Origin of the sequence: Actibacterium atlanticum (assembly GCF_000671395.1) — a bacterium.
GTDB classification, from domain to species: domain Bacteria; phylum Pseudomonadota; class Alphaproteobacteria; order Rhodobacterales; family Rhodobacteraceae; genus Actibacterium_D; species Actibacterium_D atlanticum.
Window position 1 is genome coordinate 528,678 of the sequence record NZ_AQQY01000001.1, and the last position, 24,842, is coordinate 553,519.

21 protein-coding genes and 1 tRNA gene are annotated in these 24,842 nt (G+C 58.3%); 9 read left to right on the forward strand and 13 right to left on the reverse strand.

The window, feature by feature from the left end; all coding sequences use genetic code 11:
- Positions 1-17 precede the first annotated feature (17 nt).
- The 4 genes from ATO10_RS02675 to ATO10_RS02690 form a co-directional block, all read right to left on the reverse strand.
- A complete protein-coding gene (locus tag ATO10_RS02675; protein WP_051597898.1) occupies positions 18-1,112 on the reverse strand; it encodes a hypothetical protein in 1,095 nt (364 codons plus the stop codon).
- Positions 1,113-1,224: 112 nt separating this feature from the next.
- Positions 1,225-2,100, reverse strand: a complete 876-nt coding sequence (locus tag ATO10_RS02680; RefSeq protein ID WP_337588298.1) for a DMT family transporter — start codon at positions 2,098-2,100, stop codon at positions 1,225-1,227.
- Between the two features lie 407 nt (positions 2,101-2,507).
- Entirely contained in the window at positions 2,508-4,073 is a 1,566-nt protein-coding gene (guaA, locus tag ATO10_RS02685) for a glutamine-hydrolyzing GMP synthase (RefSeq protein WP_035247653.1), read from the reverse strand.
- 94 nt (positions 4,074-4,167) lie between these two features.
- A complete protein-coding gene (locus ATO10_RS02690) occupies positions 4,168-4,461 on the reverse strand; it encodes a DUF6477 family protein (protein ID WP_035247655.1) in 294 nt (97 codons plus the stop codon).
- A gap of 223 nt (positions 4,462-4,684) precedes the next feature.
- On the opposite strand from ATO10_RS02690, the gene ATO10_RS02695 reads away from it, so the two are divergent.
- Positions 4,685-5,806 (forward strand): DUF6456 domain-containing protein, encoded by a 1,122-nt coding sequence (locus ATO10_RS02695; RefSeq protein WP_238323343.1) that lies wholly within the window; start codon positions 4,685-4,687, stop codon positions 5,804-5,806.
- On the opposite strand, the gene ATO10_RS02700 is transcribed toward ATO10_RS02695, so the two are convergent.
- Entirely contained in the window at positions 5,803-6,513 is a 711-nt protein-coding gene (locus tag ATO10_RS02700) for a VIT1/CCC1 transporter family protein (protein WP_051597899.1), read from the reverse strand. The two genes, ATO10_RS02695 and ATO10_RS02700, sit on opposite strands and share 4 nt — an antisense overlap.
- An 80-nt stretch (positions 6,514-6,593) precedes the next feature.
- A complete protein-coding gene (locus ATO10_RS02705; RefSeq protein ID WP_035247661.1) occupies positions 6,594-8,054 on the reverse strand; it encodes a catalase in 1,461 nt (486 codons plus the stop codon).
- 93 nt (positions 8,055-8,147) lie between these two features.
- On the opposite strand from ATO10_RS02705, the gene ATO10_RS02710 reads away from it, so the two are divergent.
- Positions 8,148-9,092 carry a hydrogen peroxide-inducible genes activator gene (locus ATO10_RS02710; protein ID WP_035247663.1) on the forward strand — a complete coding sequence of 315 codons (945 nt, stop codon included), beginning with the start codon at positions 8,148-8,150 and terminating at the stop codon, positions 9,090-9,092.
- Here the strand turns inward: ATO10_RS02710 and ATO10_RS02715 are convergent.
- Positions 9,089-9,637 carry a peroxiredoxin gene (locus ATO10_RS02715; protein ID WP_035247666.1) on the reverse strand — a complete coding sequence of 183 codons (549 nt, stop codon included), beginning with the start codon at positions 9,635-9,637 and terminating at the stop codon, positions 9,089-9,091. The two genes, ATO10_RS02710 and ATO10_RS02715, sit on opposite strands and share 4 nt — an antisense overlap.
- A 199-nt stretch (positions 9,638-9,836) precedes the next feature.
- On the opposite strand from ATO10_RS02715, the gene lipA reads away from it, so the two are divergent.
- Positions 9,837-10,787: a lipoyl synthase gene (lipA, locus tag ATO10_RS02720; protein WP_035247670.1), complete on the forward strand. Its 951-nt coding sequence runs from the start codon at positions 9,837-9,839 to the stop codon at positions 10,785-10,787.
- Here the strand turns inward: lipA and gluQRS are convergent.
- From gluQRS to gyrA, 3 genes are all read right to left on the reverse strand, one after another.
- Positions 10,784-11,617, reverse strand: a complete 834-nt coding sequence (gluQRS, locus tag ATO10_RS02725; RefSeq protein ID WP_035247673.1) for a tRNA glutamyl-Q(34) synthetase GluQRS — start codon at positions 11,615-11,617, stop codon at positions 10,784-10,786. The two genes, lipA and gluQRS, sit on opposite strands and share 4 nt — an antisense overlap.
- A complete protein-coding gene (gene trmFO, locus ATO10_RS02730; RefSeq protein ID WP_035247676.1) occupies positions 11,614-12,951 on the reverse strand; it encodes a methylenetetrahydrofolate--tRNA-(uracil(54)-C(5))-methyltransferase (FADH(2)-oxidizing) TrmFO in 1,338 nt (445 codons plus the stop codon). The genes gluQRS and trmFO overlap by 4 nt, the downstream gene beginning before the upstream one ends.
- A 209-nt stretch (positions 12,952-13,160) precedes the next feature.
- Positions 13,161-15,878: a DNA gyrase subunit A gene (gene gyrA / locus ATO10_RS02735; protein ID WP_035247679.1), complete on the reverse strand. Its 2,718-nt coding sequence runs from the start codon at positions 15,876-15,878 to the stop codon at positions 13,161-13,163.
- A 194-nt stretch (positions 15,879-16,072) separates the two neighbouring features.
- On the opposite strand from gyrA, the gene ATO10_RS02740 reads away from it, so the two are divergent.
- On the forward strand, positions 16,073-16,342 hold the full coding sequence (locus tag ATO10_RS02740; protein WP_035247683.1) for an usg protein: 270 nt from the start codon (positions 16,073-16,075) through the stop codon (positions 16,340-16,342).
- Here ATO10_RS02740 and ATO10_RS02745 read toward each other — a convergent pair.
- Both ATO10_RS02745 and ATO10_RS02750 read right to left on the reverse strand, forming a co-directional pair.
- Positions 16,329-16,796 carry a disulfide bond formation protein B gene (locus ATO10_RS02745; RefSeq protein ID WP_035247686.1) on the reverse strand — a complete coding sequence of 156 codons (468 nt, stop codon included), beginning with the start codon at positions 16,794-16,796 and terminating at the stop codon, positions 16,329-16,331. The two genes, ATO10_RS02740 and ATO10_RS02745, sit on opposite strands and share 14 nt — an antisense overlap.
- The gene (locus ATO10_RS02750; RefSeq protein WP_035247688.1) at positions 16,793-17,371 is read right to left on the reverse strand and encodes a YqaA family protein; all 579 of its coding nucleotides are present in this window, start codon (positions 17,369-17,371) and stop codon (positions 16,793-16,795) included. The genes ATO10_RS02745 and ATO10_RS02750 overlap by 4 nt, the downstream gene beginning before the upstream one ends.
- A gap of 124 nt (positions 17,372-17,495) precedes the next feature.
- On the opposite strand from ATO10_RS02750, the gene ypfJ reads away from it, so the two are divergent.
- The 5 genes from ypfJ (at position 17,496) to ATO10_RS16575 (ending at position 24,012) form a co-directional block, all read left to right on the forward strand.
- Positions 17,496-18,338: a KPN_02809 family neutral zinc metallopeptidase gene (gene ypfJ / locus ATO10_RS02755; protein ID WP_035247689.1), complete on the forward strand. Its 843-nt coding sequence runs from the start codon at positions 17,496-17,498 to the stop codon at positions 18,336-18,338.
- Positions 18,339-18,393: 55 nt separating this feature from the next.
- Positions 18,394-18,479: transfer RNA gene (locus ATO10_RS02760), tRNA-Leu, on the forward strand.
- 93 nt (positions 18,480-18,572) lie between these two features.
- Positions 18,573-19,262: a HupE/UreJ family protein gene (locus ATO10_RS02765; protein ID WP_035247690.1), complete on the forward strand. Its 690-nt coding sequence runs from the start codon at positions 18,573-18,575 to the stop codon at positions 19,260-19,262.
- Between the two features lie 10 nt (positions 19,263-19,272).
- Positions 19,273-19,878 (forward strand): hypothetical protein, encoded by a 606-nt coding sequence (locus tag ATO10_RS02770; protein WP_035247691.1) that lies wholly within the window; start codon positions 19,273-19,275, stop codon positions 19,876-19,878.
- Between the two features lie 912 nt (positions 19,879-20,790).
- Entirely contained in the window at positions 20,791-24,012 is a 3,222-nt protein-coding gene (locus ATO10_RS16575; protein WP_238323344.1) for a Hint domain-containing protein, read from the forward strand.
- A gap of 113 nt (positions 24,013-24,125) precedes the next feature.
- Here ATO10_RS16575 and ATO10_RS15850 read toward each other — a convergent pair whose 3' ends face one another.
- On the reverse strand, positions 24,126-24,695 hold the full coding sequence (locus ATO10_RS15850) for a hypothetical protein (RefSeq protein WP_051597900.1): 570 nt from the start codon (positions 24,693-24,695) through the stop codon (positions 24,126-24,128).
- Positions 24,696-24,842 lie beyond the last annotated feature (147 nt).

The following is a 24,842-nucleotide window of genomic DNA, read 5'->3' on the forward strand; positions in this document are numbered from 1 at the left end:
ATGCCCAATGGCAAGGATCAGAACTGATAGCCGACCTGAAAACCCCAGGCCCAACCGGTATTGTCGCTGAAATCACCCAGAGTTGTGCCGGCGGAAACTGGGTTTTGCGTGATCGCATCGCCAATCCAGATGTGCCGCACCCCTCCGGTGATGGTCATGTTCCCACGCGTATAACTGGCCGCCAGTCCAAGGCTGGTATAGCCATCTGTGGGGCCAAGGTTGCCTGAAAACCCGCCGCTTGCCGGTTCATGGGCAACCTGAATTGCGCCGGACCAGTTCTCGTTAAAGCGCCGACCGACACCGAGGTTATAAGTGATCGTATCAGAGTCATAATCGACCAGAGACCCCAGCAGGGCACCATAGATCTGAGGCGTGATGTCGAAGGCTGTCCAGTCGACCCAGCGGATAGAACCAAACAACAGCGTGTCAGCAGCGATCCCTGTCTGGAACTCAAGGTTCACCGACTGGGGGACAGTGGTGTCGAACGTGGTCGATATCGCGCCCAGCTCTGTTGCGTTAAACGAATGGGTGATCGCCGAATTATAGGTTAACGCCACCCGCGCGGCGATTTCCGGCTTTTCCCATGCCACGCCCGCGACCCAGCCCCAATCCTGCGCCACATCTGTTTGCATGGTATAGCCAATAAACAGGTCTACTTCACCTTCGGCGCGTTGGTGGCGCGCGCCCCCATAGACGCTGAAATTGTTCGGCAGATTGTACTTCAGCAAAGCGGTGATTGCGTTCGAGCTGATCTGGGCGGTTGATCCACCATAGGCGTAAGCCGGATCGGCGTAGTTCACACTTGCGCCGATTGGCTGATCAAGGATGATTGCAGCTTCGAGCTTGTCTGTAAGTTCAGTTTTGAAACCCAGAGAGACGCTGTTGTAGCTGGGCGAGACGTCCCCGGTGCTGTTGCCGATCTGAGGCGGGTTGAACACTTCGGATTGCTGGATCCCACTGACCTGTGGGTCAACCGAGCCGTAAGTCAGTTCAACATATGTACCTTCCTCGAACAGTATACCAACAGATTGGCTTGATCGTTCGACGCCGCCGGCACATGCCATCCCTGCACTCAGCACAGCGAGCGTCGCTCCTCCCACTAGTTTTTTCATTCTCAATCCTTTTGCGGATGTTTTTTGGTACTATATGCCTAGCAGTGCGCCTTTTTTTGCGTCAATCAGGACGCTGCGTAAGAGCGTTTTTGGCACGCTTCTGGCGACTCTGTTACCTCGTTTCAGCCTTCAGATTGATTAAATTTCCCAAAAGAATCAATGCTGCACCCGCGAAAACGGCCCATTCCAGTGGCTCGCTGTACAACAGCATCCCAACCACCGCGATTACGGGCAGGCGGGTGAAATCCATTGACATTACGGCTCCGGAGGGGGCGACGCTGAGCGCGGTCGTGAGGCAGAAATGGGCCGTCAGGCCGCAGATTCCAACGAGGATCACCGGTAGGATTCCGTGCACCGGCGGTAGGGCGATCTCACCGTCGATACCGGCGCAAATCAGCCCCAAAGCGGCTTGGATCACCGTGAGCCAGAATAGAATTGAAATGACCGACACATCGCAGGTCAGGCGTTTGGTCGCCACGGCGGTTGCGGCGAAACAAATTGCGGAAAGTGCGGCGGCGATCGTGCCGGGTGACAGGCTGGTCGCCCCCGGTCGGGTGATGATCATCACCCCGATAAATCCCAGCAGACCAGCGATCAGCCGTGCCCGTGTAATGGTTTCACCCAGCAGAATGGCCGCCAGAACGATGACCCACAACGGGGACGTGAATTCCAGCGCAAAGACCTGTGCAAGTGGGATCAGCGTCAAGGCATAGAACCACAGGTTCTGTCCGGTGAAATGCGCGACATTGCGCGCCAGATGCAGGCGCATATGCGTGGCCCGAACTTGTGACAGTTTACCTGTCACTGCGGCAACGCATAAAACGATGCTGAAACTGACCAGGGACCGATAGAACAGCAGCTCAAAGGTATCCAGCTGGGCGGACATCGCCATGCGTCCTGCCACGGCCATGGTCGCAAAAGAGGTCACCGCCCCCAGCATCCAAATCGCGGCGAGGCCGATATTTTGTGTTGATTGAGTTTGCTGCACGAAGCTGCCCTATCCTGATTGGTCAGGCAGGCAGACTAGGAGTGTCGCTTACAGAATGGAAGCCAAGATAACGCCAATCACGACGCAGGATAACGCAACGGCAGAGCAGAAAACGCCCGACTGCTGGTACCAAGCCTTGCGGGTATAACAATACCCACAGGATTCACCCGTCAATCGCATTTTATGACCGCAGTCGTGGCAATTGAAGACACGCATAAATAGCCATCCTAATAGCAAAATTTCCCGTACCGTGAATTACTCGCAAACAAAAAACCTATGGAACAAATGCAAATATATCCGATTTGAAGTCCAGTAGTTATATCACTGAGCTGCGGTTATTTGGATAGAATTCCAAGCTTTGATGCCTTCGTGATATCTGAGCAACTAAACCGCCCGTTCTGGTTGCATTATTCCCATTCGATGGTGCCCGGCGGTTTGGAGGTAACATCGTAAGTGACGCGGTTGATTCCCTTCACCTCGTTGATGATTCGAGTGGCGGTTTCGCCAAGGAATTCATGGCTGAACGGATAGTAGTCCGCCGTCATGCCATCGACGGAGGTCACCGCGCGCAACGCGCAGGCGTAATCATAGGTGCGCCCGTCGCCCATTACGCCAACAGTGCGTACCGGCAGGATCGCGACGAAGGCTTGCCAAATTTCATCATACAGGCCGTGTTTGCGGATCTGGTCGATATAAACGGCATCGGCTTCACGCAGGATGTCCAGCTTTTCGCGGGTGATCTCGCCGGGGCAGCGAATGGCCAGACCAGGCCCGGGGAAAGGATGGCGTCCGATAAAGCTGGCGGGCAGGCCCAACTCGCGGCCCAGCGCGCGGACCTCGTCCTTGAACAGCTCGCGCAGCGGCTCGACCAGCTTCAGGCCCATTTTTTCAGGAAGGCCGCCCACGTTGTGGTGTGATTTGATCGTGACCGAGGGCCCGCCGCTGAACGAAACGCTTTCGATCACGTCGGGGTACAAAGTGCCCTGGGCCAGGAATTCAGCGCCCTCAATCGTGTCGGCGTGTTTTTGGAACACATCAATAAACAGCTTGCCGATGATTTTGCGTTTGGTTTCCGGGTCAGACTGGCCGTCCAGTTCGCCCAAAAACAGTTCCGATTCGTCGGCGTGGATCAGTTGGATGTTATAGTTGTCGCGGAACATGGTGACGACTTCGTCAGCCTCGTCCTTGCGCAGCAACCCGTGGTCGACAAACACACAGGTCAGCTGATCGCCGATTGCTTCATGCAGCAGGATCGCGGTGACCGAGCTGTCAACACCGCCCGACAATCCACAGATGACCTGTTTGTCACCAACCTGTGCGCGGATTTGCGCGATGGCCTCTTCGCGGTAGCTGGCCATGGTCCAGTCGCCCGAGAAACCCGCCATACGCACAAAGTTTTCGTACAACTTGGCGCCTTTGGGGGTGTGGTGCACCTCGGGGTGGAACTGCACGGCAAAGAAGTTGCGCGCGGTATCGGCGGTGATCGCGAAGGGCGCACCGGGTGAGGTGCCGTAAACAGCAAAGCCGGGGGCGATTTCAGACACGTGGTCGCCGTGGCTCATCCAGACCTGTTCACGGTCTTCGGCAAACCAGCCGTCCAACAGATCGGTGCTGGCATCCGAGGGGGTCACATAGGCGCGACCAAATTCTGCAGTGGCATGTTCGCCGGCTTCGACCTTGCCGCCCAGATCGTGCATCATCACCTGCTGGCCATAGCAAATGCCCAGGATCGGCACGTCCAGATCGTAAACCGATTTCGGCGGCCGCGGGCTGCCTTCGCGCATCACGCTGTCGGGCCCGCCCGAGAAGATCACCGCCTTGGGCGCGAATTCGGCCAGAAAGGCGTCGGTGACGTTCTGATAGGGGTGGATTTCGCAAAAGACATTCAGCTCGCGCAGGCGGCGCGCAATAAGCTGCGTTACCTGGCTGCCGAAGTCGATGATAAGAAGGCGGTCATGGGATGCGCTGGTCATGGCTAGGCTTTAGGCAAGCCATGGCCAATGATCAAGAGGGGATCGCCGGGCGCGTTGCCTGCGATCCCTTGTGTTGTCCGGCCAAGATGAAAGTTCAGGCGTTCTGAGAGGGGCGCGGCAGCAAGCGCGCCTCGGCCATCATGGCGATCAGCAGTTCCACATGGCGCGACACCGAATAGGCCGCATCGCCTGCAAGCCGGGTTTCTTCCAGCTGCTCTTCCTGCTCCATCAAGGCCCCCAGCGCTTGACGCGGAGAAGGGGGCGGTGATTTGTGCATCAGGCGGCTCAGATCACGATCGCGGCGATAATCGGTAAGACCGAAACGGGCTGCGCGGATCAGCAAACGCGGACGGCGTAGGGCCTTCAGCATGGATAGGGTGTCGGTCATGGTCTGTCTCCTTTTGGCACTTTGGGAGACAGCATGAAACAATCTAAGCGTGTGTTGCGTTTTTCGGCGAGGCACCGTTCGGAGGTTTCAGAGAAGTTTATATCGTGAAAACAATTATATCAATTGGCCGCGTTGTTAATGCCTTGGTAAGAAACACAACCATAGCGTGTATTTGCCGGCGCGGTTGGTTAACAAACTATCTATCTCAACCAAGGGGGTTGCATTGGCAGGGGATGACATATCGGGAGTGACGGATCAGGCGGATTGCCCGAGCTGGTTGCCTGAACCTGTGCGGTGGTATCTGGCCCATACTTTGGCGGGGAGCTCAATCCGGTCACTTGCGCGCGAAAAGAACCAGCACGCATCGACCATTCTGCGAAACGTGCGCCGCCAGGAGCAGCGCCGCGACGACCCCATCGTAGACAGTGCTTATCACCACCTGGAGCACTGCCTGTTCAAGGCAAACAACAATGAGGATTGCGAGACCATGACAGCGCCATTCAAACCTGCTCGCCTTCTGGCCGACGAGGCCAAACTGAACCGTGAAGCCAAACGCATTTTGCGCCGTCTTTGCGAAAACGGGGCTTTTCTGGCTGTTGCTGCTGATCTGGAAAAGGCGGCCGTACTGAAAGAGAACGCGCAAGGAGAAACCACGCGCATCGCGGTTGTGACCCGAGACGTGGTCGAAGCCTTTGTACTTAAGGAGTGGATTTCCACCAAATCACCGGGGCGGGTGGCGACGTATCACGTGACACAGGCCGGGCGCGCGGCGTTGCGCCGTTTGCTGGCCGAGGACGACAAGGCGAAAGCCGGGTTCGCCGAAGCCCCGACACCGTTTGCTGAACAGCATCGTGTTTGGGGCGAACGCCCGGTGATGGAGCCAACAGACGACTCTCCGCGCAACATGCGTTTCAACCTGGCGGAATCGCCGTTGGCGCTGCTGGCACGGCGTAAGGATCGCGACGGAAACCCGTTTCTTACCCCTGATCTGGTGGCCGCAGGAGAGCGACTTCGCGAGGATTTCGAGCTGGCACAGATGGGCACACGTGTGACCCAGAACTGGGATCGCTTTCTGACCGGCGGGGACAAAGGTTTTGGCGGCGGTGGCCCGGGCATGGGGCCCGCGGGTGCGCGCGATCGCGTGGCTGCCGCGTTGCGCGACCTGGGCCCCGGTTTGGGGGATGTGGCGTTGCGGTGCTGTTGCTATCTGGAAGGGATGGAAGCGGCGGAAAAGCGCATGGGGTGGTCTGCACGCTCGGGCAAGATCGTGCTGCGTATCGCGCTTCAACGGTTGAAGCTGCATTATGAAGGCATGGCTGGTATGGGTGGCGATCTGATCGGCTAGCCCGCGCTGCCCACCAGCAATCCCACGGCAAAGGCCACGACGGAACACACCCCTCCGACCAGAACGGTTTCGGCCACAGCGCGTTGAAGCCTTTCCCCTGTCGCCACGGCGCGCAGCGCCCCCAAAAGTGTCAGGGCGCAAAATGTCGCCAATATCGAATAGCGCAGGCTGGTTGGGCTGGCCTGCGCCAGCAGATAGGGCAGAAGCGGCAGGATGCCAAAAGCAACGAAAGATAAAAAGGTGATCAGCCCCCCCAGAGCGGGGTGATCGCCCTCTATTCCGCTGGTGCCCGGAGAATCTTCAAGTAGCGTCGTAATTGCAGCTTCGGGGTGGGTCATCAGGGCATCTGCGGCCAGTTCGGCCTGCGCTGGCGCCAAGCCGCGCGCCTGGAATTTCAGGGACAGTGCAGCGCGGGTCTTTAGCGGGCTTTCATTCAGCCGGTCGCGCGTTTGTGCCCGGCGGCGCGCATACATCTGATCCTGAGATCGCGACGACAGGTAATCCCCAAGCCCCATAGAGACCGCGTCAGCAAACAGGTTGGCCAAGCCAAACAGGATCACCGCGATGCCGCCGATCTGAGCCACGCCATCGGCCTGCGCCCCGGCAAAACCCATCACTATGGCAAAGGTTGTGACGATGCCGTCATTGCCACCATAGACGATTTGTTTGAGGTAATCCTGTATCCGACCCAGCGCGTTTTTGGCCATGGTGCAATCCACTCTAGCTGGCCCAACTATAGCGCCCGCAAGGCAGAGGTAAAAGGGCGGCCTGTTGCCGCCCCTTTGGTTTATTCGGCCGCGTCTTTGGACCCCGCCAGACAGGCCAGCGCGGCGCGGATACCATCGCCGTAGGCCGGGCTGACTTGATCGTAATTGGCAAGCGCGCGGTCGATAATTTCGGCCGGGACGCCTTGCATGGTTTCGGCTGTGTTCATGTACAGCCGGGCGCGCTGATCGTCGTTCATTAGATCGTGCAGCGCCCGCGGCTGACTGAAATCATCATTGCCGTCACGGTGGTTATAGCGATCCGCATCGCCATCAATACGCAGGGGCGGTTCGGCCACGGCAGGGTCCTGCGCCGCGCCACCCATGGTGTTTGGCTCGTAATAGGCATCCTGCGCGCCGGTTTGTTGCCCCATAAAGTTCATCGACCCATCCTTGTGGTAGTGATGTACCGGGCATTTAGGCGCGTTCACTGGCAGGGCCTCGTAATGGGTGCCCAGACGATAACGATGCGCATCGGCATAGCTGAATATCCGCGCCTGCAGCATCTTGTCAGGGCTGAACCCGATCCCCGGCACGATGTTTGACGGGCTAAAGGCCGCCTGTTCGATCTCGGCGAAATAGTTATCGGCGTTGCGGTTCAGCTCCATCACACCGACCTCAATCGGGGGATAGTCGGCATGGGGCCAGACCTTGGTCAGATCAAACGGGTTATAGGGCGTCTTTTCGGCATCGGCCTCGGGCATGATCTGCACCTGTAGGGTCCAGCGCGGGAAATCGCCCGCTTCGATCGAGCCAAACAGGCTTTCTTGATAGCCTTCGCGGGTCTGGCCTGTGATCTCGGCGCCTTGGGCGTTGGTATAATGGCTGTGGCCTTGCTGGGTTTTCCAGTGGAACTTCACCCAGAACCGCTCGCCCGCGTCATTCCACAGGCTATAGGTGTGGCTGCCGTAGCCGTTCATATGCATCGGCGTGGTTGGCAATCCGCGATCTGACATCAAGATGGTGACCTGATGCAGCGACTCAGGAGAAAGGGCCCAGAAGTCCCACATCGCGGTCGGGCTGCGCAGGTTAGAGCGCGGATGGCGTTTTTGCGTGTGGATGAAATCGGGGAACTTGTAAGGGTCGCGGATAAAGAACACCGGCGTGTTGTTGCCGACCAGATCCCAGTTGCCTTCCTCGGTGTAGAACTTCAATGCAAAGCCGCGCACGTCGCGTTCGTGGTCGGCGGCGCCTTGCTCGCCCGCAACGGTTGAAAACCGCGCCAGCATCGGCGTTTCACTTCCCGGCTGGAGCGCCTTTGCCCGGGTGTATTTCGAAATATCCCCGGTGATTTTCAGGGTGCCGAACGCCCCCCAACCCTTGGCATGCACGACCCGTTCAGGGATGCGTTCACGGTTCTGATGGGCCAGCTTCTCGATCAACTGATAATCCTGCATCAGCACAGGGCCACGGGCACCGGCGGTCAGGCTGTTCTGGTTGTCAGCGATTGGGGCGCCAGCGGTGGTTGTCAGGCGTTTGGTCATGGGGGCCTCCGAGTTTTGTTCCTGTTTCCAATCTGGCACTCCCTTTGGATAAATAAAAATTGCAAAAACTTCGCTTATTGATAGCTTTAAGTTATGAACATTACACTGCGCCAACTTCGGTACTTTGTCGCCCTGTGCGAAACTGGTAATTTCGGCCGCGCTGCCGAGTCCATGCATGTCTCGCAACCCGCGCTATCCGTGCAAATCCGCGAACTTGAGGGGCAGACAGGCACACAGTTGGTCGAACGTCAGCCGCGCGCGATTGTTCTGACGTCTGCGGGGCACGACATGTTGCGCCACGCCCGCAAGGTGTTGGCCGAGGTCGGCGATCTGGAGCACTCGGCCCGCTGGCAACGGGGCCTTGGCGGGCGGTTGAACTTTGGCGTGATTCCCACTGTTGCGCCGTATTTGCTGCCTGTCGCCTTGCCGATGCTGCGCGATGCCCATCCGGGGCTGGAACTGGGCGTGCGTGAGGCCCGCACCGAACGCTTGCTGGATGATCTGGCCGAGGGGCGTTTGGACGCCGTGGTTTTGGCCGTGCCCACTGGCGAAGAAGGTCTGATTGCCACCCCGGTGTTCGAAGACCGTTTCGTTCTGGCCACCGCCAAGGGACAACAGGCGCAGGTCGCAGGTCGAGAGGAAACCCTGCGTCCGGCCCAACTGGACCCGGATCGGTTGTTGTTGCTGGAAGAAGGCCACTGCTTGTCAGATCAGGCCCTTGAAGTCTGCGCGTTGACCCGCACCCAGACCCGGCTGGATTTGGGGGCCTCGTCGTTGGGCACATTGTGTGGGTTGGTGTCAGAAGGATTCGGCGTGACGTTGCTGCCTGAAATCTCGTTGCCGACCGAACTTAACGCCGCGCGCGGCCTGTCGGCGCTGCGCTTTGCCGGAAATGAACCGCGGCGCACCATTGGGGTGGTGCGCCGCGCATCTTCCCGTGATGACGGGTGGTTTTCTGATCTTGCCGATCTGATCGGGCAGGCGGGCGCACGCCTTTTGGCCGACGCCCGCGCTATCTTGCCCGCCGAGGCCGCTTAAGCGGCTTTTTCGGCGCTGTCTTCTTTCAGCCAGTTCAGAACGGTTTCGGGCGAAGAAACGCCATAGGGGTCTTCGCCGTGGTTGTCCGACAGGCCGGGCTCTTCGAACCAGGCTTCGATTACGCCGTCATTCACGACGCAGGCGTAACGCCACGAACGCAGGCCAAAGCCCAGATTGTCTTTGCGCACCAGCATGCCAACGCGGCGGGTGAATTCGCCCGAGCCATCGGGGATCACTTTGACGTTCTCCAAATCCTGGTCGATCGCCCATTTGTTCATCACGAAGCTGTCGTTGACCGACATGCAGTAAATCTCGTCGATGCCTTCAGCGGCGAAATCACCAAAGCCGTTTTCAAAGCCGGGCAGCTGATAGGTCGAGCAGGTCGGGGTAAACGCGCCGGGCAGCGAGAACAGAACAACGCGCTTGCCTTTGAAATAGTCAGCGGTGGTTTTGTCTTCCCAGCGGAACGGGTTGGGGCCTTCGATGCTTTCGTCACGCACGCGGGTGTGGAAAGTCACTTCGGGGAGGCGGTAACCGATGTTCATTCATCTTCTCCATCTATTAAACTGTGGATTGTCGCTGGCTGTCGGGGCTTGCGACGCTGCATTGCGGAATTTCTTAGATTGATTCCAAGTTTACCTCAAGATGTGACCGATAGAACTGGGTCACAAAGCCGCTATGCGAATTGGGGCGTTACATTTCTGGGCAGATTCGCTAAATAGGGATGATCTGGAAGGGAAGCCCATGCGTGATCTAAATATCCCCGAGCAACGCCACCCCGAAAAGGCGCATCGCCCCGACAATGCCCAGCCGCGGAAACCTGATTGGATTCGCGTCAAGGCACCTACGTCGGAAGGCTATCGTGAGACCCATAAAATTATGCGGGATCATGGGCTTACGACGGTATGCGAAGAGGCGGGCTGCCCCAATGTCGGCGAATGCTGGAGCCAGGGCCACGCCACCATGATGATCATGGGCGAGATTTGTACCCGTGGCTGCACCTTCTGCAACGTCGCCACCGGCAAACCCGACGTATTGGACGTGTTCGAACCCGGCCGTGTGGCCGACGCTGTAAAAAAGCTTGGGTTGAACCACGTCGTTATCACGTCGGTGGATCGTGACGATGTAAGTGATGGCGGGGCTGACCATTTTGCCCAGACCATTCGCGCAGTGCGGCATCGCGCACCAGACACCACGATTGAAATTCTGACCCCCGACTTTCTGAAGTGCGATGACAGCGCATTGGAGATCGTCGTGGAGGCTAAGCCGGACGTGTTCAACCACAACCTTGAAACCGTGCCGGGCCTGTACCCTGAGGTGCGTCCGGGTGCGCGCTATTTCCATTCGCTGCGCCTGTTGCAGCGCGTGAAAGAACTTGACCCTTCGATGTTTACCAAATCCGGGATCATGGTTGGCTTGGGTGAAGACAAGCAGGCGGTGCATCAGGTTATGGATGACATGCGCGCCGCGGATATCGACTTCCTGACCATCGGCCAGTATCTGCAGCCGACGCCGAAACACCACGCTGTGGATCGGTTCGTGACACCTGAAGAGTTCAAATCCTACGAAAAGGCCGCGTTCGGCAAGGGCTTCTTGATGGTTTCGGCCACACCTCTGACGCGCTCCAGCTATCACGCAGGGGATGATTTCGCGCAGCTGCGCGAGGCCCGTCTGGCCAAGCTGGCGGGCGTCTAAAGCCCAACCATTTCCCTGATCTGGGCCGGGGTCGCCCCGGCCTGTCGATAGGTCGCGATGGCGCGGGCGTCATCGCGTTTTGCCAGACGTTTGCCCGCGTCATCGCGGATCAGGCGATGGTGGGTGTAGACCGGTGTTTCAAGCCCCAAAAGCTGTTGCAGGACCACATGGATTTGCGTGGCTTCAAACAGGTCTTCACCGCGAATGACATGGGTGATGCCTTGCGCCGCGTCGTCCAGCACCACCGACAGGTGGTAAGAGCCAGGAAAATCGCGACGGGAAAGGACGATATCACCGACGCCTTCGATCAGATCCTGCGCCGATGTGGTGATAGTGCCTGTGCCGGTTTGCGTGAAGCTGAAGGGCGCACTCAGCCGCTCCGTGGCCTTGGCCATATTCAGCCGAAGCGCTTGACCCATAGGCATTTCGCCAGTCGGTTCCGCACGGCAGGTGCCCGGATAGATCAAGCCATCAGGGCCATAGACCGGTTCACCTTCGTGTGGGGCGCTGGCGGCGGCGGCAATATCGCGGCGGCTACAGCTACAGGGATAGATCAGCCCTTGGTCCCACAGGGTTTGTAGGGCCTCCTGATAGGCGGGGATGCGGTCTGACTGGCGCATGGGATCGGCATCCCATGTGATGCCAAGCCATTGCAAATCCTCATAGATTTGCGTTTCCCATTCCGGGCGCGAGCGGGTGCTGTCGATGTCTTCGATCCGCAGAAAGAATTGCCCACCCGCCGCGCGCGCGGTGTCATGGGCCAACAATGCGGAATAGGCATGGCCCAGATGCAGCGGCCCGGTCGGGGACGGTGCAAACCGGGTGATCATTGATCAAGCCAGCTTTGCCAATCGGCCTTGGCGCGGTCGGTATAGGCCTTGTACCGGTCCTTGCGGCCACGCCGCCCGCCCTTCAGGCCCTCTACCGGTGGGAAGAGGCCGAAGTTCACGTTCATCGGCTGGAAGGTTTTGGCCTCGGCCCCGCCGGTGATGTGGGTGACCAGCGCGCCGGTGGCGGTGGTTTCAGGCACGGGCGGCAAGGTGCGCCCCTGCATTTCCGCCACGGCCAGACGCCCCGCCAACAGGCCCATCGCGGCGCTTTCCACATAGCCCTCAACTCCGGTGATCTGCCCGGCAAACCGAATGTTTGGCTTTGATTTCAAACGCATTTCCGCGTCCAGCAACGTCGGCGAGTTCAGGAATGTGTTGCGGTGGATGCCGCCCAGACGGGCAAAGCGGGCATTTTCCAAACCGGGGATCATTTTGAATACATCGGTCTGGGCGCCGTATTTCATCTTGGTCTGGAAACCAACGATGTTGAACAGCGTTCCCAGCTTGTTGTCGCGGCGCAGCTGCACCACGGCATAGGCTTTGACATCGGGTTGATGCGGGTTGGTCAGGCCCACGGGTTTCATTGGCCCGTGGCGCAGGGTTTCGCGCCCGCGTTCGGCCATGACCTCAATCGGCAGGCAACCGTCGAAATAGCCCGCGGTTTCACCCTCATGAAACTCGGTCTTATCGGCGGCCAGAAGCGCGTCGATGAAGGCCTCGTACTGGTCTTTGTCCATAGGGCAGTTGAGGTAGGCTTTTTGCTCCTCCTCGGTCTCACCTTTGTCGTAACGCGACTGCATCCAGGCTTTGTCCATGTCGATGCTTTCGGCATAAACAATCGGCGCGATGGCGTCGAAAAACGCCAAAGCGTCGGCGCCGGTTTCTGCGGCAATCGCCTGACCTAGAGTGCCCGAGGTCAGCGGGCCGGTGGCAATGATCCAGTGGCCGTCGTCGGGCAGGGCGGTGATCTCACCTTCCTCAACCCGGACGTTTGGGTGGGCGCGCAAGCGCTCGGTTACGCCTTCGGCAAAGGCGTCGCGATCCACAGCCAGCGCACCGCCTGCGGGCAGTTGGTGTTTGTCGGCCATCTCCATGATCAATCCACCAGCGGCACGCATTTCCCAGTGCAACAGGCCCACGGCGTTTTGTTCACTGTCGTCGGACCGGAACGAGTTTGAACACACCATTTCGGCCAGATTGCCGGTTTGGTGCGCGAAGGTGCCGACCTGCGGGCGCATTTCGTGGATGACCACGTTCAGGCCCGCGTTTGCGGCCTGCCAAGCGGCCTCGGACCCGGCCATGCCGCCGCCGATGATATGGAGAGTGTCTGTCATGTCGCGGATGTAGCCGATGATTGCACAGTGCGAAAGAGGGGGAATTTAGGAACTGGCACGGGCGACCAGCCCGGGCCGCGCCCGACCCTCCCCATGGGAGGGCGCATTTGAGAGCGAGTGCCAACCGTCAGGTTGCGCGCTGATCGAGAGATAAACTGCCTGAAAGACAATTGCTGTCGCGCCCACCCAGGGTCAGGCGCGGCCCTTTGTCAGCTTTCTTCTTCATCCTCGCCCTGATCGGCGATACGCGCGACCGAGACGACTTCTTCGTTCTTGCCGGTGTCGAAGACTTTCACACCGCCAGCCGAACGCGACCGGAACGAAATGCCATCAACCGGGCAGCGGATCGACTGCCCCTTAGAGGTCGCCAGCATGATCTGGTCATCCATTTCCACGGGGAACGAGGCCACCAGCAGACCGCCGCGCATGGCTTTGTCCATTGCCGCCACACCTTGGCCGCCACGCCCGCGCACCGGGTAATCATGGCTAGAGCTGAGCTTACCTGCACCGCCCGACGTGATCGTCAGGATCAGATCCTCGGCTGCCGACATTTCAGCATAGCGCTCGGGCGACAGTTGCCCGGCTTCGGCCTCTTCTTCTTCGGCCTCATCCGGGGCGCCCGCAACCAGACGGCGTTGTTTCAGGTAGGCCACGCGTTCTTCGGCGGTCGCCTCGAAGTGGCGGATCACTGACATCGATACGACGCTGTCATCACCCGACAGTTTCACGCCGCGCACGCCGGTGGAATCGCGGCCTTTGAACACCCGCACATCGGTGGTGCGGAAGCGGATGGCGCGGCCCGATTGGGTGACCAGCATGACATCGTCATCCTCGGTACAGATGCGGGCGTTCACCATCTGCACATCCTCGGGCAATTTCATCGCGATCTTGCCGTTGGATTTAACGTTGGTGAAGTCCGACAACGCATTGCGGCGCACATCGCCCGCCGTGGTGGCAAAGACAATCTGCAGGTCCGACCATTCGCTTTCGTCCCGGTCAACCGGCATGATCGCGGCAATCGACACCCCCGGCGGGATCGGCAGGATGTTGACGATGGCCTTGCCCTTGGCGGTGCGGCCCCCCAGCGGCAGACGCCAGGTTTTCAGCTTGTAGACCATGCCGTCGGTCGTGAAGAACAGCAGTTGCGTGTGGGTGTTGGCCACAAAGAGCGTGGTCACCACGTCCTCTTCTTTGGTGGCCATGCCCGACAGCCCCTTGCCGCCGCGCTTTTGCGCCCGGAAATCAGCCAACGCAGTGCGTTTGATATAGCCGCCCGAGGTGACGGTCACGACCATATCTTCGCGCTCGATCAGGTCTTCGTCGTCCATATCGCCGGACCATTCAATGATCTCGGTGCGGCGGGGCACGGCGAATTTGTCTTTCAGGTCAGCCAGTTCGCCCGAAATGATCTCCATGATCCGGTCGCGCGACCGCAGGATGTCCAGATAGTCGCGGATTTTCGCGGCCAGATCCTGCAGTTCGTCCGTGACCTCTTTGACACCCATCGCGGTCAGGCGTTGCAGGCGCAGATCAAGGATCGCGCGCGCCTGCGTTTCCGACAGGTTATAGGTGCCGTCGTCGTTCATCTTGTGGCTGGGATCGTCGATCAGCTGGATGTATTCGGCGATGTCTTGAGCGGGCCAGCGACGGGTCATCAGCTTTTCGCGCGCTTCTGCCGGATCGGCCGAGGCGCGGATGGTTGCGACGACCTCATCGACGTTGCTGACAGCCACGGCCAGACCACACAGGATATGGCTGCGTTCGCGGGCTTTGCGCAGTTTAAACGCGGTGCGGCGGGCGACGACCTCTTCGCGGAAATCCACGAAAGCGGTCAGGAATTTGCGCAGGGTCAACTGCTCGGGGCGGCCCCCGTTCAGCGCCAGCATGTTGGCGCCAAAGGACGTCTGCAGCGGCGTGAACCTGTAAAGCTGGTTCAGCACGACCTCGGGCGTGGCGTCGCGTTTCAACTCGACCACAACCCGCACACCGACGCGATCAGATTCATCCTGAATGCTGGAAATGCCTTCCAGCTTTTTGTCGCGCACCAACTCGGCGATCTTTTCGATCATCGTGGCCTTGTTGACCTGATAGGGGATCTCATCGACGACAATCGCGTAACGATCTTTGCGGATTTCCTCGATCCGGGTCTTGGCGCGGATCACAACGCTGCCGCGGCCTTCCAAATAGGCTTTGCGTGCGCCTGAACGGCCCAGGATCGTGCCCCCGGTGGGGAAATCCGGCGCCGGGATGTACTCCATCAGTTCTTCAGAGGTCAGATCGGGGTTCTCGATAAGCGCCTGGGTGGCGTCGATCACTTCGCCCAGATTGTGCGGCGGAATACGCGTCGCCATGCCCACGGCAATGCCTTCGGCGCCGTTGACCAGCATGTTCGGATAACGGGCGGGCAAGGCGGTGGGTTCACGTTCTTTGCCATCGTAGTTGTCTTGGAAATCGACCGTGTCTTGGTCGATATCTTCCAGCAGCGGCACGGCGGCTTTGGCCAGACGGGCCTCGGTGTACCGCATGGCCGCCGGGCTATCGCCATCCATCGAGCCAAAGTTGCCCTGACCGTCGATCAAAGGCAGCGACATCGAGAAATCCTGCGCCATCCGCACCAGCGCGTCATAGATCGCGCCATCGCCATGCGGGTGATAGTTACCCATCACTTCGCCCACGGGTTTCGCGGCCTTCCGGTAGGGTTTGTCGGGCGTATAGTTGCCTTCATACATGGCATAGAGGATGCGCCGGTGCACAGGTTTTAACCCATCGCGCAGATCCGGGATCGCGCGCGAGACGATAACGCTCATGGCATAATCCATGAACGAGGTTTTCATCTCTTCTTCGATGGTGATCCGCGGGCCATCATAGGTGACGGCGGGCGTGGGATTTTCATCTTCGTTATCAGGGGTTTGAGGCGTGTCGCTCACGTTGTCTCCCGGCGCGTTCTGCGTGCTCTATATATAGTGACCTGTAGTATAACTGATCCCGTATCTAGGGTGCAATGGGTCTGCGGGCCTGACCTTGCTCACGCAGGTCTGATTGGCTCAAGATACTGTTTTTATTGAAAAGTAATTCAAAGCTGGCAAGCTGGGGGAAGCAGCAACAAAAAGGAGGCCATATTTTGCAGATGTCCGAGACCGAAATGATGCTGAAAGGCTATGGGCTGACGACCGCTGAATTCTTTTATCATATGCCCGACTATACCCACGTGCTGAACACGTTTACGTGGCAGGAATACGATCTGGCGCCGGATCACCCGAAACTGTTCGAGTTTATCGAGTTTTGGCAGCGCGAACTGGACGGACCGCTCCATTCCGTGCGCTTCACACACCGCAAGCTGATCTCGCCGGGGCAATGGCGCAATGTAGTGGGCGAGCTTACTTACCACTGACGCCGCGGGCGACCATCACCCAAAGCGCGCAGAACATGATCGAGGCCAGCGTATTGTAATTCGGCATGGTCAGGCCGAACATCTCCCATGCGATTTCGTCGCACATCACCAAGGTGGGTGCGGCGTTGAAATCCAGCAGGCTGCTTGTATCCAGCGCACCGGTACCGGTGCATGATTGCGGCCCCGCCCACCACTTGCGCTCGACACCCGAATGATACAGGCCCAAACCGGCGCTGACGGCCATCGTGGATGCGCCAAGCCACGGGAATATCCGCCAAGGCAAGGCCACCGCCGCCAGCCCGATGACAAACGCGATCGCATGGGGCCAGCGCTGCCACAGACACATGGGGCAGGGCGCCAAACCGCCGATATGCTGAAACCCAAAGGCGCCAAGCAGGATGGCAATAGAGCCGCCAGCCGCCAGCGCGATCATCAGGTTGCGTGTTGTGATCATAAGAATTTCACCACATAGAATCCGCCCAGCAACAGAACGACAAAAAGCGCAAACATCAAGCCCAGGCGGCGCTCGATGAAATCACGAATTGGTGCGCCAAATTTCCACAGCAGCGCCGCCACGATAAAGAAACGCAGCCCGCGCGCGATGATTGAGGCGATAACGAACACCGCAAAGTTCAACTGCGTGGTGCCAGAAAGAATGGTGATGACCTTGAACGGGAAAGGCGTGACCCCCGCCATCAGCACGGCCCAGGCGCCCCATTCGTTATATTTGACGGCGAATTCGTCGAAATAGGCGTCCTTGCCGTAGAACTCCAGAACCGGGCGGCCGACGCTTTCGAACAGGCCATAGCCAATATAGTAGCCCAGCAATGCACCCAGCACCGAGCCAACAAGCGCCACAGCGGCGATCAGCCAGGCCTTGGACGGGCGCGCGATGATCATCGGGATCATCAGAACGTCTGGCGGGATCGGAAAGACCGAGCTTTCAGCAAAGGAAACGATGAACAGCGCCCAAAGCGCGTGTTTGCTGTCAGCCAGCGACATGGTCCAGTCGTAAAGTTTTCTGATCATCGAAATCTCCGCATCAATTGGCCCACATGCACCATGCTGCGTTCGCAGCGTCAAGTGCAGCGGGGGTGGGCAGGCGGGTTTTGACCCGTTAAATTGGCGACCTGCGTAAATGGGAGACACGGGTATGAAGTGGCAAGGACGGCGGGGCAGCCGAAATATCGAAGATCGGCGCGGGCGGGGTAAATCCGCGGCCGTGGGCGGCGTCGGGGGTGTTGGTCTTTTGGCTGTCTTGGCGATTGGCTATTTTCTTGGGGTGGATGTGACGCCTTTGCTGCAACAACAGCAACCCGCCACGACCACGCGCCAGATTTCCGAGGCCGATCAGCGCGCTGCGCAGTTTGTCTCGGTCACGCTTGCCGATACTGAAGAGGTCTGGGCCCAGATTTTTGCGCAGCAGTTGAACCGACAGTACAGGCCAGCCACGCTGGTGCTTTTTTCCGGTGTCACGCAATCGCCCTGCGGTGGGGCGTCGGGCGCGACAGGGCCGTTTTATTGTCCGGCGGATCGCAAAGCCTATCTCGACACGGATTTCTTTGTCACGATGGAGCGCCAGCTGGGCGCTGGCGGTGATTTCGCCGCCGCTTACGTGGTGGCACATGAGATCGCGCATCATGTTCAGAACGAACTGGGCATTTTGGGGCAGGCCAACGCGGCGCGGGCGCGTGCCTCGGAAAGAGAGGCCAATGAAATCTCGGTACGGATCGAGCTTCAGGCCGACTGTTTCTCGGGTGTATGGGCGCGCTATGCGGATGCGATGTTCGACAGTCTGGAGCGCGGCGATATCAAAGAGGCCATGCATGCCGCACACCAGATCGGTGATGACACCTTGCAGCGCAACGCGGGCCGGGTACCGATGCCCCATACCTTTACGCATGGCACCTCGGATCAGCGTCAAAGCTGGTTTGCGCGCGGCTTTGACAGTGGCAAGATCGGTCAGTGCGATACTTTCTCGGCTGCGCGGCTTTAATCCGCAAATCGGGTGATTGACCCCGCCTTTCCAAGGGGCTAAACCGCCCGAACTGGCCCGAGTGGCGGAATGGTAGACGCAGGGGATTCAAAATCCCCCGCCTTCACGGGCGTGTGGGTTCGACTCCCACCTCGGGCACCAGTATTTTCAATGACATTGCCTTCTTGAGGTGCCGCGAGGCTTGGACCAAGGTCTGGCTGCCGCGCCACGATCACAGCCCTATGATGGCGCACCATGCGCCACAGATTGATCCTTGCCATATCCTGTTTGCTGCTGGCTTTGAGTCTGGCAGAGCCCAGCCTTGCCCATGCGGTGGCGCAGGGCGACAAGGGCTATATTCAGGGGATCAGCGGCGTCCATCTGGTGCCATTCATCTATTTGGGCGCCAAGCACATGGTCACGGGCTATGATCACATCCTGTTTCTGGTCGCGGTGATCTTCTTTCTTTACGGCTTTCGCCAGATCGCGACCTATGTGTCGCTGTTTGCCGTTGGGCACACAGTGACCTTGCTGACAGGGGTATGGTTTCAGGTTGGGATCAACGCCTATGTCATTGACGCGATCATCGGGTTTTCCGTCGTTTACAAGGCGCTGGACAATCTGGGCGCATGGCGGGTCTGGTTTGGTGTGCAACCTTCAACCAAGCTTGCTACCGGGCTGTTTGGCCTGCTGCACGGGCTGGGGCTTGCGACCAAGATCCTTGAGTATGAGATCGCGGCGCAGGGGCTGTGGCTGAACCTGATTGCGTTTAATATCGGGGTTGAGCTGGGGCAGATCATCGCCCTGTCGCTGATCCTGATGATCATGACGCAATGGCGTGCCATGCCCGCGTTTGACCGACAGGCCTATGGTGCCAATGTGGTGCTGATGACCGCAGGGTTCGCCCTGATGTTCTTTCAACTCGCAGGGCTGGTTTGGGCCTAGGAGAGCACGAATGCGCGATACGATTCATAAAAAGCCGGGTAGGTCTGGCGGCCTGTTTGGGGCGACATTGGGCGCAGCAGCGGCGGGGGCGACGCTGGTGGTGATGTTCTGGATGCCTGCCGAATACGGGATCGACCCGACCGGCGTGGGCGGTGTTCTGGGCCTGATCAACATGGGTGAGGCCAAACAGCGGCTTGAGGCGGAACAGAACATGGGCACAGACCCCATGCTGGCCGAGGTATTGGCGCGCCTTGATCGGATTGAGGCTTTGCTGACCGTCGATCAGCCCCCTGTTGAGGAGGTTGATGGATGGCGTGACAGTTTCAGCTATGCCTTGGCGCCGGGGCAGGGGTTCGAAGTGAAACTGACCATGGAAGCCGGGCAAGTGGCCGGATTTGAGTGGCAGGCCGATGGCGCTGTGTATGTGGATATGCACGGCGACAGCGCCAGTCAGGAGCACTCCTACGCCATTCAGGACAGCAGCTTGGCCGATGACGGCACTCTGACCGCGGCCTTCACCGGAAACCACGGCTGGTATTGGCGCAATCGCACGGATCAGACGGTGACCGTGGCGTTGCAGACCCGTGGTGATTACGGCCGGATGCTGCACCCTTAACCCCATCCAAAAACTGGAATTTTACTGATCGGACGTCACCTTTTGACGGACGGGCAGCATCGATTCGAGCGAGAGAAGTTTCAGCCCGGTTTGATTCGAATTTTTGGCATTCTTCGAAATGGCGCTAATCCCACCGAAACGCCGAAATTGGTTCCGAATTGGCGATAACGGCCCTGTGAGTCGCATGGTGACCAAAAAATGTTTCTAATTTGGTTAAATCCCCTGTGCCATATTTCCGCCTTATTTCCGATTTGGGAACAATCGGATGGCAGACCTGTCTTTTTGGATAGGTGCGTTAGAGTCTAAACGCGTAAAACAAGGGGTGTGCTGGGTGTACTTGTGCTGAAACAGAAACAGTTAACGATTTTCAAACTGTCTAATTTGACGACAAAGCGTCAGATTTCCCCCCCGGTTCGGCATGGTTTAGCCACCTTTGCGCCACTTTTCCTTTGAGGACCTCCTTACCCAACGGTATACAGAACCTGCCCATCTGGGGGGCGACTACATAGGCCATGGGGGCGGCTGCACTAATCGCGATTCTGCGTCGCGAAGGATTTAAGTGCGCTCGCTGTTTGCGTCTTCGCTGCTGAAGACGGCCATACCGCGCTCTCCCTGATGGGAGGGTGAGGACGTAGAACTTTTGTTCTGCGCCTCTGAGCCTTGTTTCCTTCCAGTTTGGCATAGTTCGCGTGTGCACCGCTTTAGGTCCTGTGTGTCGCACGTTTGGGTACTGGTGAAGCAAAGCTTGGGGAAGCTGCGATGAAAAAGGACGTTAAATCAATGCACTATCCGGTGATTTCCGGCGGCATTCTTGCGTCTGCACCAGTTCATATGACACGCGCGATGCACTTTACGGAGCAATCTGAGCCGATCGCGCAACGGCTCGGTTCCGGTTGTTCGTAGGAGACAGTTATGGCTGATGTACTGCTAGATTTTGAAGACCTCTCTGCTGGGGATTTTGTGAATAACCAGTATGCTGCTGACGGCGTGACCATCAGCTCCACCTCTTGGCATGCTCCGATGATTTTCGACACTGCCAACCCGACCGGCGGCGACGGAGACCTGGCAACAGGAAACCTGGGCAATGTGCTGATCCTGTCGGAAGACAACGATAGTTCGGACCCGGATGACAACGCGGGTGGGGGCACCTTCGTATTCACCTTTGATGAGCCCTCGACCGTGAACTCGATCACCATTCTGGACATCGAGGAAAACGGCTACGTCAAGCTGTATGATGAAAATGACAACTACCTGGGTAAGGTTTACCTGCCGGACACCGGCAACAACGGCCAGGCAGAAGTCACCATCGACTATGACAATGTCGCGCGCATGGAAATCACCATTTGCGGTTCGGGTGCGATTGATAACATCAGCTTCACCACGCCAGAACCGGAACTGGACGGCGTGGTTGACGGCACCGCAGGGGATGACCTGATCGACGTCGCTTACACGGGCGATCCCGAAGGCGACATGATCGACAATGGTGATGCCATCCTGCCCGGCGAAGTGGGCGATGACGATATTGTCGATGCGCTGGGTGGCGATGACACGATCATCGCCGGCGAAGGCAATGACGAGGTCTATGCCGGTTCAGGTGCCGACACTATTGAAGGCAACGACGGCGACGACATCATTTATGGTGACAGCAACTATGGCGGCGCAGGCGCAGGTTCGGCCACGCGCGAGGTGCTGGAGTGGGACAAAGCTCCGAACTTTGGCGACAACAACGATGCGTCTGGCTTTACCCAGAACACCGGCTCGGTTGACGTCACTTTCTCGATCATCACTGAAACTGGCTCGGCTGTCAGCCAGTTCGAAACTGATGCCCAGAATGTTTCGGGCATTGACGCCGACGGCAACCCGGTGAACGACAACAGCTCGTTCTATTCGGAAACCAAAGGCGACGGGAACGACGGTGATTATGCGCTGGACTTCTCGGACCCGGTTGAAAATGTTTCGTTCCGTGTCAATGACATCGACGGCGATGGCGTTGTCACCATCAAAGCATACGACGAAAACAACAACCCCATCGAAGTGACCCTGACCGGCGGTTCAAGACTGACCATGTCGGATACCGATGGTGTGGCGGGTGACGACACGGCTACCAGCCAGGGCGGGTATGAATCCGACACCAGCGCGAAATACTCGATGCTGGTTGAAATCGCTGGTCCTGTTGCACGGATCGAAATCCTGCACGAGCAGGACGGTCATGACAACTCGGGCATCAACGTCACCGACGTGTATTTTGACGTCCCCGTTGTTGACGACGGAGCCGATGGCAACGATCTGATCTATGGCGGCGCTGGCAACGACATCATCTTTGGTGAAGGCGGCGACGACGAAATTTACGGCGGCGAAGGCAACGACACCATCGATGGCGGCTCGGGCAACGACTATATCCAGGGCAACAAAGAAGCCGACATCATCCACGGCGGTGATGACGACGATACCATCTATGGCCAAGGCGGCGATGACGAGCTGTATGGCGACGATGGCAACGACACCATCATTGGCGGCATTGACAACGATTACATCGAAGGCGGTGACGGCAACGACACTATCGACGGTTTCTCGGGTGACGATGAAATCTACGGTGGCGAAGGCGATGATAACATCATCGGCGGCGGCGGCGATGACAGCCTGTTCGGCGAAGGCGGTGACGACACTATCGCTGGCGGCAACAACGTTGATTACATCGACGGTGGCGACGGTGACGATTACATCACCGCTGGTTCGCGCGATGACACCGTTCTGGGTGGCGATGGTAACGACGAAGTCTATGGCGAGCAGGGCAATGACTACATTGATACCTCTGCACCGCTCAGCAGTAACCCGCTGCCCGATCTGGGTTACCCGGGTCTGTTCCCGGCTGACGCCGACCCTGACAACGACAAAGACTTTGTCGATGGCGGCGACGGTTCCGATACCATCATCACCGGCGACGACGATGACATCATCATCGGCGGCAAGGGCGACGACATCATCGACGGTGGCTTTGACCAGGATGACATCGACGGCGGCGAAGGCGATGACTATATCGTCGGCGGCGAAGGCTCGGACACGATCGACGGTGGTGCTGGCAACGACACCATTTATGGTGGTCTGGACCCGATCTTCCCGGACAGCCTGAACATCCCTGATGATGTTGATCTGGTGCCCAACAACGGCAAAGACGTGATCAACGGTGGGGAAGGCAACGACACCATCTTTGGTCAGGATGATGATGACATCATCTATGGTGACGAAGGCAACGACACCATCGACGGCGGTATCGACGATGACACCATCTTTGGTGGCACCGGCAAAGACACCATCATCGGTGGCGAGGGCGAAGACACCCTGTCGGGTGGCGATGATCAGGATACCTTCCTGGGCGGCAACGGCGGCGACTATGTCGACGGTGGCTCGGGCGGTGTGGACTATGACACGCTGGACCTGACTGGCTCGGATGTTGATTTCATCACCTACACCTCGGCCGACAAAGAAGACGGTATCGTTACCTTCAACGACGGCACCACGATGGAGTTCGAGGAAATCGAGAACGTCATCCCGTGCTTCACCCCGGGTGCCCGCATCGCGACCCCCAAGGGCGAACGTCTGGTTGAAGAGCTGCGCGAAGGTGACAAGATCATCACCCGCGACAACGGCATTCAGGAAATCCGCTGGTTGGGCGCTAAGCGCATGGACAGCACAGACCTGGCCGTCGCACAGCACCTGAAACCGGTTCTGATCCGCGCTGGCGCGCTGGGCCAAGGCCTGCCGCTGCACGATATGATCGTCTCGCCCAACCACCGTGTTCTGGTCGCCAACGAAACCACCTCGCTTTATTTCGAAGAGCACGAGGTTCTGGTGGCCGCCAAGCATCTGGTAGGCAAGCCGGGCATTGAACGTCTGGATGTGGCCGGTCTGACCTACATCCACTTCATGTTCGACCAGCACCAGGTGGTTCTGTCGGACGGGGCCTGGACCGAAAGCTTCCAGCCCGGTGACTATACCCTGAAAGGCATGGGCAATGCTCAGCGCAGCGAAATCTTTGAGCTGTTCCCCGAGCTGACCACCACCGAGGGCCTGCAGGATTATCACGCAGCCCGCAAGACGCTGAAAAAGCACGAAGCGTCGCTGCTGAACCTGTAATTGCATATGCAGCTTGGGGCCGCGTGATGCGGCTCCAAACGAAAAGGCCTCCCGTTTGGGAGGCCTTTTTTAGCTCGTGTACGATCGAAATCGAGGGCGTCCCCTCTGCGAGCTTATTCGACCCAAATTTCGCTGGTAGGTGACAAAAAGACGACGTCACAAAGATCGTCCCCACTCACAAACAGGCGTGGTTGTTTTGTACCCTGAAATATCGGCCTGTAATCGGCGGCCTCTTTGATATCCAAAGACGAGCCATTGCTGAACGTCATATGCATCGCACGTGCAGTGACGTCGATGGCGACGATCCTGCTACCAACAAGAACTGGGCTCAAGCGATCACCCGCTTCATTTATCCATGGTTCAGGCCGTGCATAATCATCGAAGAAAGTGTCTTCCACCAAAAGGCCATCAACCGTTATCCAATTGCCCGCCCCATGTATCGCTATTGTAAGCCACTCACTGTCCAGCCTCATTCCAAAAAAGCCCGTACCTCCCATGCCATACGTCCCGATATGGCAAGTGACCTCGTCAACGCGCCGCCCAATGACATTTTCGGCTTCAAGCCGATCTGGCTTAAACGGGATGAGTTCCGCGCTTGGCCCGCACATTCCCCGTTCGTCTTCAGGAATCGGGCGGGTTTTATCAGGGATTTCATAGCTACGAATTAGGCTGCTATGAGACATCGTTGTGCCTCCTAAGGTGCTGTAATAGTCAACTTAAGGTGTAGCGATTACAGCGGCGCGCAAAAGGAATTTCTTCTGTCACGGTCCCTGGTCCGGTACCGCGTGGATCAGAGGGCATGCTATATTTGCCATGGCTGTGTTCCAGGC